We start from the raw sequence: 14,314 nt of genomic DNA, 5'->3' as shown, positions 1-14,314 counted from the left end.
CCGCCTCAGGCCCGCGGGCCGCGGCCGTAGATCCAGTAATGCGCGCCCTCCTCGGCGATGTAGCGGGCGTTGGGGATCTCCATCACCAGCCTGACGAGGCCCTCCTCCTCCAACTCCCTGCTGACGGCGGCGTAGTCGGACGCGTCGAGATAGCTGTTGCGGGTCGAGATCACCATCAGGCCGTCGGCCTTGAGATAACGGGCCATCCGGGTCAGGGCTCGGGGTTCGACATGGCCGAGGGTGAAGACGCCGGCGCAGACGATGATGTCGTATTGCTGCTCGAACGGGTTCTCGTGATCCTCGTTGAGGTCGATGCCGCCGGCGAGCTTGCCGTAGACGCCGGTCTTCGCCGCGATGTCGACCATCTCGTTGGACAGGTCGAAGCCATCGACGTGGCGAAAGCCGCGCTTGCGCAGTTCCTCGCCGGCAAGGCCGGTCCCGCAGCCGGCGTCGAGAACCGACACCTCGCCGGGTGCCTTGTTGAGATAGGCCTCGGCCACCAGCAAGGCAGTCGAGGCGACGACGCGCGGACAACCATAGTCCTGGTCGCCGACATCCTTGTCGTAGCGGCCGGCCCAGTCGGCGTAATAATCGTTCAGCTTGTCCGGATCGCCATCAAGGGCGTGCGAGGCATGAATCGTGCTGACGGAATCGTGCAAATGTCGTCTCCTGTCGATTGCGGTGCCATGACGCACTGCACATACCACGGGACGCAAATGGTTATAACCGCTGTGGCGCGAAACGATGTCCGTTCAGCGAGTAATATCCGGCCCGCGTCATCGATAAGCGATTGATCGCGAACCATTCATCGGCTTCCCGCAAATTTATCCGCGATCGCAATCTTCGCAGATGCATCCGGGGCTCCGCAGCGCTCTGAAAATTTGCTGATGCGATATCACCTTGTCCACGCGCCGCGATATTCGTATCTTTTCGATGACTATCGGACCGGGCGCGATAGAGGTTCCATATCATCGACTTAGCGTCCGTGTTCTCGCCCTGACCGGCGCGGGGTCATCCGCTTGTCTTCGACGAGGTCCGGTGCTGCTCGGGCTGCACTTCGTGCCAGCGCTTCCGGGGCGGCGCGTCCGTCAGGATGCCGTCATGTCCGGCAGGCCACCGGGTTGTAGATCGCGGCCGGTGCGGTCACACTCGCTCCGTCCTGCCATTGGGGTGGGGAGGACAAGACGGCATGTGGTCCTTTCGAACGGTTTTGACGTCGACGCTCGTCGCGCTGCAGGTCGTTGCCCTGCTGGCGATCCTGGCGCTGACTTATTTCGCGTCGCAGAACGTACTCCTGTCCTATGCCGAACAGCTGACGCAGCGGGTCGCGGACGACACCACCACCTTCACGCAGAACTTCCTCAATCCGGCGGACGATGCCGCGGCACTGTCGCAGCGTCTGGCCGAAAGCCCGGTGCTGGGCACGGCGGACCGCCCGGCGCTGGAGCGCTATTTCTACGAAATCCTGCGATCGCGTATCGATTTCGCCGGCATCTTCTACGGCGCCGCCGATGGCTCGTTCATCTATGTCAGCCGCGACACCACCGTGGAGGGCGCCCAGTACCGGGTGAAGCGAATCGCGACGCAGCCCACCCGGACCGTGGAGCTGGTCTATCTGACGGAGGATCTGCGGCCGGTATCTCGGCGTCGCGACGATGCCGATACCTACGATCCGCGCACGCGGCCCTGGTACGTGAAGGCGTCGATGAGTCGGGAGGTGGTCTGGACGGATCCCTACATCTTCTTCTCGTCGCAGCGGCCGGGGATCACGGTCGCAACGCCGGTGCGGGCGGACGATCGGCTGGGCATGCGCGGCGCGGTCGGCATCGACATCGAGATCCATGCGCTGTCGAAATTCCTGGACGGGCTGAGGATCGGCGAGCGCGGGTCGGCTGCAATCGTCTCGCAGTCGGGCGAAGTGATCGCCCACCGCGACTCGTCCTTCCTGCTGGCCGAGGACGTCTCCGGCGGGCAGCGCTTCGCCCGGGTCTGGGAAATCGACGATCCGGCACTGGCCCAGGCGGTCAGCACCCTGCCAGGCGGGCTCGCCAGCGTGAAACCGGGCGAGACGCGGCTGACCCGCTTCGAGGCCAACGGGGAGAACTGGCGTGGCGCGGTCAAACGGCTGGCCGGGTCGCGGACCCCCTGGGCGGTCGTCACCTACCTGCCGGAGAGCGACATTCTCGGACCGATCCACAGCGTCCGCAACATCGGAATTGCGGTGGTCGCGGGCGTGGCGGCGCTGACCGCGCTGCTTGGCGTGCTCCTGGCACGGGCCCTGACGCGGCCGCTCGGCGCCCTGGCGTCCCAGGCGGAGCGCATCTCGGAGGGTGATTTCGGGGATATTCCGCTGCCGTCCATGTGGACCAAGGAACTGGCCGGCACCCGACAGGCGATGCGCCGGGCGACGAGCTGGCTACGGGACTATCGGCGCGAAAACGAGACGCTGACCGAACAGCTGCGCGAGGCGGGCCGTGTGCTGGAGCGGCGGGTCGAGGAGCGCACCGAGGAACTGGAAGTGGCCAATCGCGGGCTCGAAAAGGCCCATGGCAATGCCGAGATGCTGACCCACGAGCTCGATCACCGGGTGAAGAACCTCTTCGCCATCACCGCCTCGCTGGTCACGCTGGCGGCCAAGCATGCCACGACGCCCATGGAGGCGGCGGACGAGGCGCGCGGGCGGATCAACGCGCTGGCCCGGGCCCATGCCGACACGCAGAGCGCCCGCGAAACGCAGCTCGCCGGGATCGTGACGAGCGTTCTGAAGCCCTATGCGGGGATCGACGAGGTGAAGCTGACCATCGAGGGCGACCCGGTGACGGTTTCCTCGTCCTCCGTCACCCCGCTTGGCCTGATCCTCTACGAACTGGCGACCAATGCGGCGAAATACGGTGCGCTGCGCGGGAGCGGCGGCGTCCTGGAGGTTCGCTGGTCGGCGGCCGGCGATGGCGCGGTGCGGATGGTGTGGGCGGAAACGCCGACCGAGCCCCCGACGGGCGACGATGTCGATCAGGCGCAGCATACCGGCTTCGGCTCGGTCATGCTCGACGCCATGGCCAGCCGCCTGAATGCAGGTATCCAGCGACAGATCAGCCCGGAAGGCCTGCGGGTGATCCTGACCATGGAGAAGCTGGAAGAGCATGCCGGGCCGCGACCCGCGAACGTCGATGCCTGAGGGCAGGACCGGTCGCGCAGGGCAGCGCGCGCCCTCTTGACGGCGGGATCGGCCGTTCAGTCCGACGCGGTCTCGGATGAACCGGAGCTCCACGCGGCCGCATCGCCGACGACATAGGTCACCAGATGGTTGGCCACATAGGCGTAGCCCTCGATCGAGGCATGGAAGCCGTCGCGCGAGAAGCCGGCGGGTTCGACGCGGGGCAGGGTGGTGGCCGAGATGGCGCCGCGCTCGGCGCAGAGCCGCGCGCCCATGCGGCGCACGATGCGGGCGCGCAGTTCCAGCACCGTGGCAAGGCCGCGTGGCAGCGCCGGGACCCTCTCGAAATCGACGGGCGGCGACCAGACGATCCGAGCGTCCGGCCATTTGGCCTTGAGGGCGTAGAGCAGCGTGCCGAACGCCTTCTTGAAGCGCAGGGCGCCGTGGAAGTTCTTGGCATCGTTGGTGCCGATCATCAGGACGATATGGGTGAAGGGCTCATCCAGATGCGGCACCACGTGATCGCGGACGTCCGCCGAGACGGCGGAATTGGAGCCGGCGGCGCGCCAGAAGACATCCCGGCCGGACAGGGCGTAGAGCCGTTCGGCAAGTTTCGGCGCAAGGCTGTCCTCGATCACGTCCACACCCACACCGGCGGCCGAGCTGTCGCCGATGACCAGCAGGCGCATCGGGGCGTCTGTCCCGGAGGACGTTCCGCAGAGACCGCTGTGGCGGCCGGCCGGCGGCACCATGCGCTCGACGCGCCGGCGCACGCCGAGGCCCTGCCAGACATAGACGGGAAACAGGAGCCAGGAGAGGAAGGCGTCGCCAATGGCCATGCGGCGGCTCCGTCGTGTTGTGAAATCGATAACGGGGTGGGGATCGGTCCGAGACGGACCCGCCGCAACGGCTTACCGCCGCGGCGAGGTTCGGATCAGGCCTTCAGCACCTCGACGCCGGGCAGGGGCTTGCCTTCCATCCATTCCAGGAAGGCGCCGCCGGCGGTCGAGACATAGGTGAAATCGTCGGCGACACCGGCCTGGTTGAGCGCCGCGACAGTATCGCCGCCGCCGGCGACGGAGACGAGGTCGCCGGCCTTCGTGCGACGGGCGGCATGGCGGGCAGCGGCCATGGTGGCGGCGTCGAAAGGCTCGATCTCGAAGGCGCCGAGCGGGCCGTTCCAGACCAGCGTCTTCGCCTTGTCGAGCCAGCCGGAGACCAGTTCGACGGTCTTCGGCCCGGCATCGAGGATCATCGCATCGGCGGGAACGGCATCGACGGCGACGGTCTCGTTGGCGGCGCCGGCCTTGAACTCGCGGGCGACGACCGCATCCACCGGCAGGACGATCTCGCAGCCGGCGGTCTTCGCCGCGTCCAGGATCGACCGGGCGGTGTCGGCCAGATCATGCTCGCAGAGCGATTTGCCGACATCGATCCCCTGCGCTGCGAGGAAGGTGTTGGCCATGCCGCCCCCGATGACCAGCGCATCGACACGCGTCACGAGATTGCTCAGGAGGTCGATCTTGGTCGAGACCTTGGCGCCGCCGACCACGGCCACCACCGGACGCTCGGGATTGCCGAGGCCCTTTTCCAGCGCTTCCAGCTCGACCTGCATGGTGCGGCCGGCATAGGATGGCAGATGGCGGGCCAGGCCCTCGGTCGAGGCATGGGCGCGATGGGCGGCGGAGAAGGCGTCGTTGACGAAGATGTCGCCGAGCGAGGCGAGCTGGCTGGCGAATTCCTCGTCGTTCTTCTCCTCGCCCGCATGGAAGCGGGTGTTCTCGAGGAGAACGACATTGCCGTCCTTCAAGGCCGCGACGATGCCGGCAGCGACGGGGCCGACGCAATCATCGGCAAAGCCGACCGGCATCCCGAGCATCTGCGACAGGACGGGTGCCAGCGGCTCCAGCGACATCTCCGGGTTCGGCTGTCCCTTGGGGCGACCGAAATGGGCGAGAAGGATGACGCGGCCACCCTTGTCGGCGATCTCGCGGATGGTCGGCAGGATTCGCTCGATGCGGGTGCGGTCGCCGACCTCGCCATCCTTGATCGGCACGTTCAGGTCGACCCGCAGCAATACGCGCTTGCCGGTGACGTCGGCATCGTCGAGCGTCTTGAACTGCGTCATGGTGGTTCTCCTCATGGAAACACGCCGAGGGGCGCCGGATCAGGCCAGAAGGACGCCGGCGATCCTGGCGGACCGTCCGCGTCCCGTCGATAAGCGGGTGCCCCGTCGAAAGCGCCCGGGCGGAGCCGCAGGCGCCGAAGGCGATGTAGCGCGGGAGGCCGAGCGAGGGCAACGGCGTTGGCGCGCTGGCGGCCGGTTTTCGCCCCTAAGCCTCAGTCCGCCTTGCGTCGGCCCAGCACCTTGTGCGCCAGTGCCAAGAGATCGCGGAGATTGAGGAAGAGCGGGATCTGGCCGCCGCGTCCGCCCTCCGGCTCCAGCGACAGCCCGGCACTGACGACGTTGCCGTCGACGCCGACCTCCCGGACGATCAGTTCCACCGGCCGCACCGTGACCCGGTCGCCATATTCGGCGCGGCCCCCGAGGCGCGCGATCATCATCTGCGAGATCGACAGATCCGCCTCGGCGTCCGACACGCGGGCACCATAGGCGACGGCAAGGCCGCTGGCCGGCGAGGCGGGATCGACGGTGAACTCGCCGAAGAACTCGGCATCGTCCGGGCTCACCCGCGCGGGGCTGGCGAAGAGCCGGTCGAGCAGCGGCGGATAGCGCTGGGAGATGAAGAGATAGACGTAGTCGCCGGCCCGCAGCCGCCCGGCATATTGATAGCGCATGGACTGGCCGTCGCGAATGACCAGCGAGGGGCGGGCCCAGCGCGGAATGCGCTCGCCGCGGGCCACCGGGCTGTCGGGGACCACCCGGTAGGAGAGGAGCTCATGATTGGCGGTGCCGGGCAGTTCGAGCTCGACCTTCTCGATCGGCCCGATCCGCGGCGGCACGACGAGGCCGAGGCGGCGGGCGACGAGGCCCAGCGTCCAGCCCTGCACGAGCAGCGAGGCGAGGACGATGATGAAGGCGGTGTTGAAGAACAGCCGCGCCTCGTCGAGGCCGCCGATCAGCGGCACGATGGCGAGCAGGATCGAGACCGCGCCCCGCAGGCCGACCCAGGAGATGAAGGCGCCTTCGCGGCGCTGGAAATCGAAGGGCAGGAGACACAGCCAGACCGCGAAGGGCCGGGCGACGAAGATCAGGAAGGCCGCCAGCGCGATGGCCGGCAGGAGGATGGCGCCGAACTCCGACGGCGTCGCCAGCAGGCCGAGGATCAGGAACATGACGATCTGCGCAAGCCAGGTCAGCCCGTCCTGGAAGCGCTTGAGGCTGGGGGCGCTGCGCAGGCCGCTATTGGCCGCATAGAGACCGGCGATATAGACGGCCAGGAAGCCCGAGCCGTCGACGGCGCCCGTGGCGGCGAAGACCAGCATGGCGAGGGCGAGGGTGAAGATCGGCAGGAGACCGCGATCGATCGCCAGCTTCGAGACCAGCGTGCGGATCAGCCAGCCACCGGCAAAGCCGAAGGCCACGCCGAGGCCCATCTGGCGCACGAAGCCGAGAAAGACGTCTGCGCCGAGTTCGTCCAGTCCCGTGCCCGACGACAGCAGCTCGACGAGCGCGATGGTCAGGAAGATCGCCATCGGATCGTTGGTGCCGGATTCGATCTCCAGCAGCGAGCGGACGCGCTCGCGGATGGTGATGCCACCGACGCGCAGCAGGAAGAACACGGCCGCCGCGTCGGTCGAGCCGACGATGGCACCGAGCAGCATGCCTTCGAGGATCGGGAGACCCAGCAGCCAAGATGCCGCGAAACCGAACAGGATCGCGGTGATGAGGACGCCGACCGTCGCCAGCATGACCGCCGGCACCGCAGCCTGGCGGAAGGATTGCAGGGACGTGCCGAAACCGGAATCGAACAGGATGATCGCCAGCGCCAGCGTGCCAACGAAATAGGCGAGGTCGGCATTGTCGAAGTCGATGCCCAGCCCGTCGACGCCGGTCAGAAGACCGATCGACAGGAACAGGAGTAGGAGGGGCGCGCCGAAGCGGAAGGCGAGGAGGCTGGAAAACGCGGCCAGCAGGATGAGGACGGTGCCGACGAGGATGACGAGGTAGAGCGATTCGAGCATCGGCGGGATCGGCAGTCCTTCTCACGAGGCTGAGCCCGCGCGCCGCCTCCGGGCTGAACGCCGCGCCGTCGGCGGCCGAAGGGCCACGAGACCCAGCATATAGCCGGCCCGCCGCCGGTATCCACTCGGACGCGCCCCGTGGCGCCGAAAATCTGCGGCAGCGTGCCGGATGGGCGCCGGGTTCGGCGAACATGGTTGCCGTCACATGAAAAAGGCCGGCCCGCCAAGATGGCGGACCGGCCTCGATGCCTTGCAGGCCTGTGCTGTGGTCTAGCGCCCGGTGATGCCCGGGAACATGATCAGCACGGCAAGCGCCAGGATCTGCAGCGCGATGAACGGCAGCAGGGCCTTGAAGATGTCGCCGAGCGAGATCTCCGGCGGCGCGACGCTCTTCAGATAGAAGGCGGCCGGGCCGAAGGGCGGCGACAGGAACGACACCTGCATGTTCATGCAGAACAGGACACCGAACCAGATCGGATCGTAGCCCAGCTCGACGATGATCGGCACGAAGATCGGCAGGGTCAGCAGCGCGATGCCGACCCAATCGAGGAACATGCCGAGCACGAACAGGATCAGCATCATGAACAGGAGCACGTAGAGCGGCTCGTCCGAGATGCCGATGATCAGCGACGACACGAAGTCGATGCCGCCCATCAGATTGAACACGCCGACGATGGCGCTGGCGCCGATGCCGATCCAGACGATCATGCCGACGGTGGCCAGCGTCTGCATGGCCGCGCCGCGCAGCAGTTCGAAGGTGAACTCGCCGCGCACGATAGTGGCCAGAAGCACGCCGCCGACGCCGATGGCCGAAGCTTCGGTGACCGAGGCGATGCCGCCATAGATCGAGCCGAGCACGAAGGTGACGACCAGAAGCGGCAGGATCAGGCCCTTGAGCAGCGAGATCTTCTGCGACAGCGGGATGATCTCCGGATCGGGATCCGGCACCGCGCCCGTGGTGAAATACGCCCGGAACAGGATGTACAGCACGTAGAAGCTGGCCAGCATCACGCCCGGCAGGAAGGACGCGGTGAACAGCGCGCCGATCGAGACGTTGGCCGCAAGGCCGTAGACGATCAGGACGATCGACGGCGGGATCATCGTCCCGAGCGCGCCGCCGGCGCAGACGACACCGATCGACAGGCTGCGGTCGTAGCCCAGGCGCAACATCTGCGGCAGAGCCAGAAGACCCAGCAGCACGATCTCGCCGCCGATGATGCCGCTCATCGCCGCCAGGATGACGGCCACGAAGATGGTCTGGATCGCCACGCCGCCGCGAATGCGGTTGGAGATCAGCTTCATGGCGTCGAACAGGTCGCGCGCAATGCCGGATCGATCGAGGATCGCCGCCATCAGCACGAACATCGGCACCGAGACGAAGATGAAGGACGAGACGAAGCTGAACACCCGGCTGGTGATCAGCGGCACCGCCATCGGACCGAACCAGCCGAGAGCGAAGATCAGCGCCACGAGAAGCGTGACGAAGGCGAGCGGCATGCCGGTCAGGAGCAACCCGAACAGCATGAGGAACATCACCAGGGTGCCGTAGCCGATGCCAAGCGCCTTGAGATTGATGCCGAGGTCGAGAATTTCGGCCATTTATGCGTCCTGCTTGGAACCGCGCCGTGCGCGACGAGCATGATTGACGGCCAGCACCACGAACTGGACGGCCAGAATGATCATGACGATGAACAGAAAGCCCTTCAGAAGGGCGGGGGTCGGCGGGTTCCAGGCGGACCCGGTGCCTTCCATGTGGAAAGCGCCGCTCGGGGTCCAGAACGAACCCTTGACCATGAGCCAGGAGGCCCAGGCGAAGAAGGCCGCCGAGATCGCGCTGATGACGTAGATGATCACGTCGAAGATGGTGCGCAGGCGGGGGCCGAGCGCGTCATAGATCAGCACGACACGGATGTGGCTGTCGCGGGCGGCGCAGAACAGGCCGCCGTAGATGAAGGCGATGGCGCACAGGAAGATGCTCAGCTCGTGCACCCAGTTGGTGGGGCTGTCGAGCGCGTAGCGCATGAAGATTTCGAACAGCAGAATGGCCGCCGCAAGGACGATGGCTGCGGCAAAGATAATGCCGACTCGCTCGACGCTGCGCCCGAGAAAGCCCGCCTCGGGCGTGGTGTCTCCGGTGCCTTCGCTGGTGGCGCTGAGGTCCGGATCGCGTCCGTCCACGGCAATGGGGTCACGAGTCATGCTCGGATCGTCCTTGGTGAGGAAAAAAAGGCGGACGGGGCGCGCTGCCCCGTCCGCCGGTCATACTCGGTCTGCTTACTGTGCGGCGAGAAGGCCTTCCTTCTCGAGATACGTCGTCAGGGTGTCGTACACCTTCTGCGCGTTCTCGGACTGGCTGGCCTGCTTCTCCCACTCGCCGATGGCGATCTTGCGGAACTTGGCACGCTCCTCGTCGGACCAGTCGTGGATCGTGGCGCCCTGCGCCTTGGCTTCCTCGACAGCCTTGCTGTTCTTGTCAGCCAGCGCGGCGTTCTGGCGCTGTGCCAGCTCGACGACCGATTCCTCGAGGGTCTTCTGGACGTCCTCGGACAGCGCATCCCACTTCTGCTTGTTCATCGAGAACTCGATGAGCGGCATGGAGTGGAAGCCCGGGAAGACCGGGTGCTTGGCGATCTCGTTGAGGCCCTGCGCCTGGTTGACGTGGAAGACGCTGTAGTCGGCCGCGTCGACGACGCCCTTGTCGAGGGCGGTGAAGACTTCCGAGGTCGGCAGGTTCACCGGCGAGGCGCCAGCGGCCGCGAAGATGTTCTGGACGAGACCGGCCGGAGCGCGCAGCTTCAGACCCTTCAGGTCATCGACGCCCTCGAGCGGGACCGACGAGACGAAGGCTTCCAGGCCCGGGGTGGTGCCGCCGAAGAAGTGCGTGCCATAGGGCTCGACCAGCTCGTTCATCAGCTCCTTGCCGCCGCCCTCGTTGAGGAACTTCAGCATCTGCTGCGGGTCCGACCATGCGCCGACCGGGTTGGCGATCAGGCCGAAGGCCGCGTCCTTGCCAGCGAAATAGGAGGTGTCGGTGATGTGGCCGTCGAGGATGCCGGCGCCGACCGCGTCGAGGGTTTCCTGGAAGTCGACGACTGCGCCGACCGGCAGGAGCTCGATGGAGACCTTGCCACCCGTCTCCTCGCTGACGCCGTCAGCCCATTCCTTGTAGAGCTGGTAGTTCGCATCGCCGGCCGGATCGCTCGACTGGAACTTCAGCGCGACTTCCTGCGCCATGGCGCCCGTGGACAGAACGGCAAATGCCGCGCCGGTCAGAAGGGCCTTAATAGTTGTATTGAGCAAGTTGCTTCTCCCTGAGCGTCTTGTGTCGTCTACGAAACCCACTTTCGCGAGCAATGACATCCGGTGCGCAACCTCCGCGCCGATCCGGAATTCCGTAGCTGGCCGCGCACCATACGGCGGTCGGCTGTGGCGTCAACGGAAAACTTGGTTTCCCACATCCGTGGTTAAGTCGCCCGCCCTGAATAGTATAAATCCGCGCCATTGCTGCTTAATTGCGCAGATGCGCGCAGAAACATGCAAGCAAGAGTAATATATCCGCCGCGAATCCGTCCCGTTCGCGCTGCTCCGGCTGCCTGTACGACACCGGACGGGCCAAGCCGGGACGTGAAGCGGGGCCGCCCGTCAGGACAGCCCCGCACACTCATCGTCGGTCGCGACCCGCCTCGCTCAGCCCGCGTTGGCGAGCGCGATGGCGGTGTCGGACATGCGGTTGGAGAAGCCCCATTCATTGTCGTACCAGGACAGGATGCGCACGAAGGTGCCGTCCATGACCTTGGTCTGGTCCATGTGGAAGACCGAGGAATGCGGGTCGTGGTTGAAGTCGCACGACACGTTCGGGGCGTCGGTGTAGCCGAGGATGTTCTTCAGCGGGCCGTCGGCGGCGGTGCGGATGGCGTTCTGCACTTCCTCGACGGTGGTCTCGCGCTTGGCGATGAAGTTGAAGTCGACGACCGAGACGTTGGGGGTCGGGACGCGGATGGCGACGCCGTCGAGGCGACCCTTGAGCTCGGGCATCACCAGCGCGACGGCCTTGGCGGCACCGGTCGAGGTCGGGATCATCGACAGGGCGGCGGCGCGGCCCCGGTAGAGATCCTTGTGCATGGTGTCGAGCGTCGGCTGGTCGCCGGTATAGGAATGGATCGTCGTCATGAAGCCCTTGTCGATGCCGATGGCGTCGTTGAGGACCTTGGCGACCGGGGCCAGGCAGTTGGTCGTGCAGGAGGCGTTGGAGACGATCGTGTCGTCGGCGGTCAGCGTGTCGTGGTTGACGCCATAGACGATGGTCTTCTCGGCGCCGGCCGTGCCGGAGAGAGGCCCGGAGATCAGCACCTTCTTCGCGCCGGCCTCCAGATGGGCCGAGGCCTTGGCCGGATCGGTGAAGATGCCGGTGCACTCGAGGGCGATGTCGACGCCGAGTTCCTTCCAGGGCAGGTTCTTCGGGTCGCGCTCGGCGGTCACGCGGATCGGACCGCGGCCGACGTCGATGGTGTTGCCGTCGACCGTGACGGTACCCGGGAAGCGGCCATGGACGCTGTCGAAGCGGATCAGATGCGCATTGGTCTCGACCGGGCCGAGATCGTTGATGCCGACGACCTCGATGTCGGTGCGGCCGGATTCGATGATGGCACGCAGCACATTGCGGCCGATGCGGCCGAAGCCATTGATTGCAACGCGAACTGTCATGATCCGTCTCCTGTGGTGGCGCGCGGCCGTACCCGCCGGGCATCTCGTTCGCCATGGCCTCTACAGAAGCGGGCGGCCGGGATCAATATTGCCGGCGGTCAGCAATTCTTATGGTCCGGATGACTTTCCGTGATGACGGAAAGCGTCAGCTTTCCTCGGGCTCCGGGGCCAGGCGCGCCCGCACGGCCGCGACCACCGCCTCGGTGGTGATGCCGAAATGCTCGTAGAGCTCGGACGCGGGGCCCGAGGCGCCGAAGCCGTCCATGCCGATGAAGATGCCGTTGCGGCCGACGAAATGATCCCAGCCCTGCCGCACGCCGGCCTCGATGGCGACCTTCAGGCCGCCATTGTCGAGGATGGCGCTGCGATATTCCGGGCTCTGCCTGTCGAACAGCTCGAAGCAGGGGACGGAGACGACGCGGGTGGGGATGCCGTCTGCTTCCAGGATGGTGCTGGCGGCCAGCGCGATCTGGACCTCCGAGCCGGTGGCATAGATCGTGACCTCGGCATCGCCCGAGGTGGAGCTGATCTCGTAGGCGCCGCGGGCGCTCTTGTTCTCGTCGTGCTGGTCGAGCCGGAGGGTCGGCAGGTTCTGGCGGCTGAGGGCGAGCACCGACGGCGCATCGCGCGATTCCAGCGCCAGCTGCCAGCATTCCAGCGTTTCCACCGCGTCAGCCGGGCGGAAGACCTGCATGTTCGGCATGGCGCGCAGCGAGGCCAAATGCTCGACCGGCTGATGGGTCGGACCGTCCTCGCCAAGACCGATGGAATCATGGGTCAGCACATAGACGACCCGCAGGCCCATCAGCGCCGACAGGCGCATGGCGCCGCGGGCATAGTCGGAGAAGACGAGGAAGGTGCCGCCATAGGGGATGATGCCGCCATGCAGGGCGAGGCCGTTCATCGCGGCGGCCATGCCGTGTTCGCGGATGCCGTAATGGACGTAGCGGCCGGCATAGTCGCCGGGCACGATCGCATCGGTCTGGCTGGTGCGGGTGTTGTTGGACCCGGTGAGGTCGGCCGAGCCGCCGATGGTCTCGACGACGACGGCGTTGAGGACCTCAAGCGCCAGCTCCGAGGCCTTGCGGGTGGCGATCTCCGGCCGCTCCTCGTTGAAGCGTCGCTTGCAGCGCTGCAGCGCCTGGGTGAAGCCGCTGGGCAGGTCGCCGCGGACCCGGCGCTCGAACTCGCCACGGGTCTCGGCGTCGATCTCGGCGAAGCGACGCTCCCATTCCTTGCGGTGGGTCGACGAGCGCAGGCCGGCGAGGCGCCAGCGATCGAGGATCGCGGCGGGAATCTCGAACGGCGCGTGCTCCCAGCCGAGCGCCTCGCGCATCTGGGCGATCTCGTCGGCGCCGAGCGGCGCGCCATGGGCCTTGGCGCTGCCGGCCTTGGTCGGCGCACCGTGGCCGATGGTGGTCTTGCAGGCGATCAGGGTCGGGCGGTCGCTGCCTTGCGCGGCGGTGATCGCCTCGGCAATGGCCTCCGGGTCGTGGCCGTCGCAGCGCAGGGTGTTCCAGTTGCAGGCGGCAAAGCGGGCCATCTGGTCGGTGGAATCCGACAGGGCGACCTCGCCATCGATGGTGATGCCGTTGTCGTCCCATAAGACGATCAGCTTCGACAGGCGCAGATGGCCAGCGAGCGCGATGGATTCCTGACTTAGGCCCTCCATCAGGCAGCCGTCGCCGGCGAGCACATAGGTGCGGTGGTCGACGATCGCATCGCCGAAGCGGGCGTTCATGATCCGCTCGGCAAGCGCCATGCCGACAGCGTTGCCGAGGCCCTGGCCAAGCGGACCGGTGGTCGTCTCGATGCCCTCGCAATGCCTGTATTCGGGATGGCCGGCGGTCTTCGAGCCGAGCTGGCGGAAGGCCTTGAGATCGTCGATGCCGACGCCGTCATAGCCGAGCAGATAGAGCAGGCTGTAAAGCAGCATCGAGCCGTGGCCGGCCGAGAAGACGAAGCGGTCGCGGTCGGCCCAGTGGGGGGCGCGGGGATCGAAGGTCAGGAATCGCGAGAACAGGACGGTGGCGATGTCGGCCGCGCCCATGGGCAGGCCGGGATGGCCGGAATTCGCCGCTTCCACGGCGTCGGCCGACAGGAAGCGGATGGCATTCGCCATGTCGCGGTGCGTGTCGGGTGACGTCATGTTCTGCTCCGGTAGCGCTTGGAAGCTGGGCGTTCCGGCGGTGCCGAGACCGGCGGCAAACATCATACGGGCATCGTGCTGTCAACAAAGGCAAAGTCGCAGATCGCGCCGCAGCCGCGCCGGCCGGGTGATGCCATTCGCCAGGCGGGACGCTGCGGAAG

General features: G+C 66.7%; 10 protein-coding genes. 1 reads left to right on the top strand and 9 read right to left on the bottom strand.

From position 1 onward, the window contains the following. Nucleotides 1-5: 5 nt before the first annotated feature. Nucleotides 6-659 carry a class I SAM-dependent methyltransferase gene (locus tag H9Q09_RS06495; protein WP_246716029.1) on the bottom strand — a complete coding sequence of 218 codons (654 nt, stop codon included), beginning with the start codon at nt 657-659 and terminating at the stop codon, nt 6-8. 530 nt (nt 660-1,189) lie between these two features. On the opposite strand from H9Q09_RS06495, the gene H9Q09_RS06490 reads away from it, so the two are divergent. Continuing rightward, on the top strand, nt 1,190-3,175 hold the full coding sequence (locus H9Q09_RS06490; protein ID WP_187390379.1) for a cache domain-containing protein: 1,986 nt from the start codon (nt 1,190-1,192) through the stop codon (nt 3,173-3,175). Between the two features lie 56 nt (nt 3,176-3,231). On the opposite strand, the gene H9Q09_RS06485 is transcribed toward H9Q09_RS06490, so the two are convergent. The 8 genes from H9Q09_RS06485 to tkt all read right to left on the bottom strand — a co-directional run bounded on the left by H9Q09_RS06485 (nt 3,232) and on the right by tkt (nt 14,153). Continuing rightward, nucleotides 3,232-3,993: an SGNH/GDSL hydrolase family protein gene (locus tag H9Q09_RS06485; protein WP_187390378.1), complete on the bottom strand. Its 762-nt coding sequence runs from the start codon at nt 3,991-3,993 to the stop codon at nt 3,232-3,234. Between the two features lie 95 nt (nt 3,994-4,088). Continuing rightward, complete coding sequence (locus H9Q09_RS06480; protein ID WP_187390377.1) at nt 4,089-5,282, bottom strand: phosphoglycerate kinase; 1,194 nt, start codon at nt 5,280-5,282, stop codon at nt 4,089-4,091. 212 nt (nt 5,283-5,494) lie between these two features. Beyond that, nucleotides 5,495-7,300 carry a potassium/proton antiporter gene (locus tag H9Q09_RS06475; protein ID WP_187390376.1) on the bottom strand — a complete coding sequence of 602 codons (1,806 nt, stop codon included), beginning with the start codon at nt 7,298-7,300 and terminating at the stop codon, nt 5,495-5,497. 270 nt (nt 7,301-7,570) lie between these two features. After that, nucleotides 7,571-8,899 (bottom strand): TRAP transporter large permease subunit, encoded by a 1,329-nt coding sequence (locus H9Q09_RS06470; RefSeq protein WP_024349078.1) that lies wholly within the window; start codon nt 8,897-8,899, stop codon nt 7,571-7,573. Beyond that, on the bottom strand, nt 8,900-9,499 hold the full coding sequence (locus tag H9Q09_RS06465; RefSeq protein WP_187390375.1) for a TRAP transporter small permease: 600 nt from the start codon (nt 9,497-9,499) through the stop codon (nt 8,900-8,902). A gap of 75 nt (nt 9,500-9,574) precedes the next feature. Beyond that, nucleotides 9,575-10,600 (bottom strand): TRAP transporter substrate-binding protein, encoded by a 1,026-nt coding sequence (locus tag H9Q09_RS06460; RefSeq protein ID WP_187390374.1) that lies wholly within the window; start codon nt 10,598-10,600, stop codon nt 9,575-9,577. 387 nt (nt 10,601-10,987) lie between these two features. Next, nucleotides 10,988-12,004: a type I glyceraldehyde-3-phosphate dehydrogenase gene (gene gap, locus H9Q09_RS06455; RefSeq protein ID WP_024349075.1), complete on the bottom strand. Its 1,017-nt coding sequence runs from the start codon at nt 12,002-12,004 to the stop codon at nt 10,988-10,990. Nucleotides 12,005-12,149: 145 nt separating this feature from the next. Then, on the bottom strand, nt 12,150-14,153 hold the full coding sequence (gene tkt, locus H9Q09_RS06450; protein ID WP_187390373.1) for a transketolase: 2,004 nt from the start codon (nt 14,151-14,153) through the stop codon (nt 12,150-12,152). Between the last annotated feature and the right edge of the window lie 161 nt (nt 14,154-14,314).

Source organism: Aurantimonas sp. DM33-3 (assembly GCF_014334315.1).
Taxonomy (GTDB): domain Bacteria; phylum Pseudomonadota; class Alphaproteobacteria; order Rhizobiales; family Rhizobiaceae; genus Aurantimonas; species Aurantimonas coralicida.
The sequence above is the reverse complement of the archived record's forward strand: the minus strand, read 5'-3'. Positions and strand labels throughout refer to the sequence as shown.

Bases quoted from the DNA above. Each gene is read 5' to 3' on its own strand.
- H9Q09_RS06470 (WP_024349078.1), bottom strand. From the start codon at position 8,899: ATGGCCGAAATTCTCGACCTCGGCATCAATCTCAAGGCGCTTGGCATC.
- H9Q09_RS06480 (WP_187390377.1), bottom strand. From the start codon at position 5,282: ATGACGCAGTTCAAGACGCTCGACGATGCCGACGTCACCGGCAAGCGC.
- H9Q09_RS06490 (WP_187390379.1), top strand. From the start codon at position 1,190: ATGTGGTCCTTTCGAACGGTTTTGACGTCGACGCTCGTCGCGCTGCAG.
- H9Q09_RS06465 (WP_187390375.1), bottom strand. From the start codon at position 9,499: ATGACTCGTGACCCCATTGCCGTGGACGGACGCGATCCGGACCTCAGC.
- H9Q09_RS06485 (WP_187390378.1), bottom strand. From the start codon at position 3,993: ATGGCCATTGGCGACGCCTTCCTCTCCTGGCTCCTGTTTCCCGTCTAT.
- H9Q09_RS06475 (WP_187390376.1), bottom strand. From the start codon at position 7,300: ATGCTCGAATCGCTCTACCTCGTCATCCTCGTCGGCACCGTCCTCATC.
- tkt (WP_187390373.1), bottom strand. From the start codon at position 14,153: ATGACGTCACCCGACACGCACCGCGACATGGCGAATGCCATCCGCTTC.
- gap (WP_024349075.1), bottom strand. From the start codon at position 12,004: ATGACAGTTCGCGTTGCAATCAATGGCTTCGGCCGCATCGGCCGCAAT.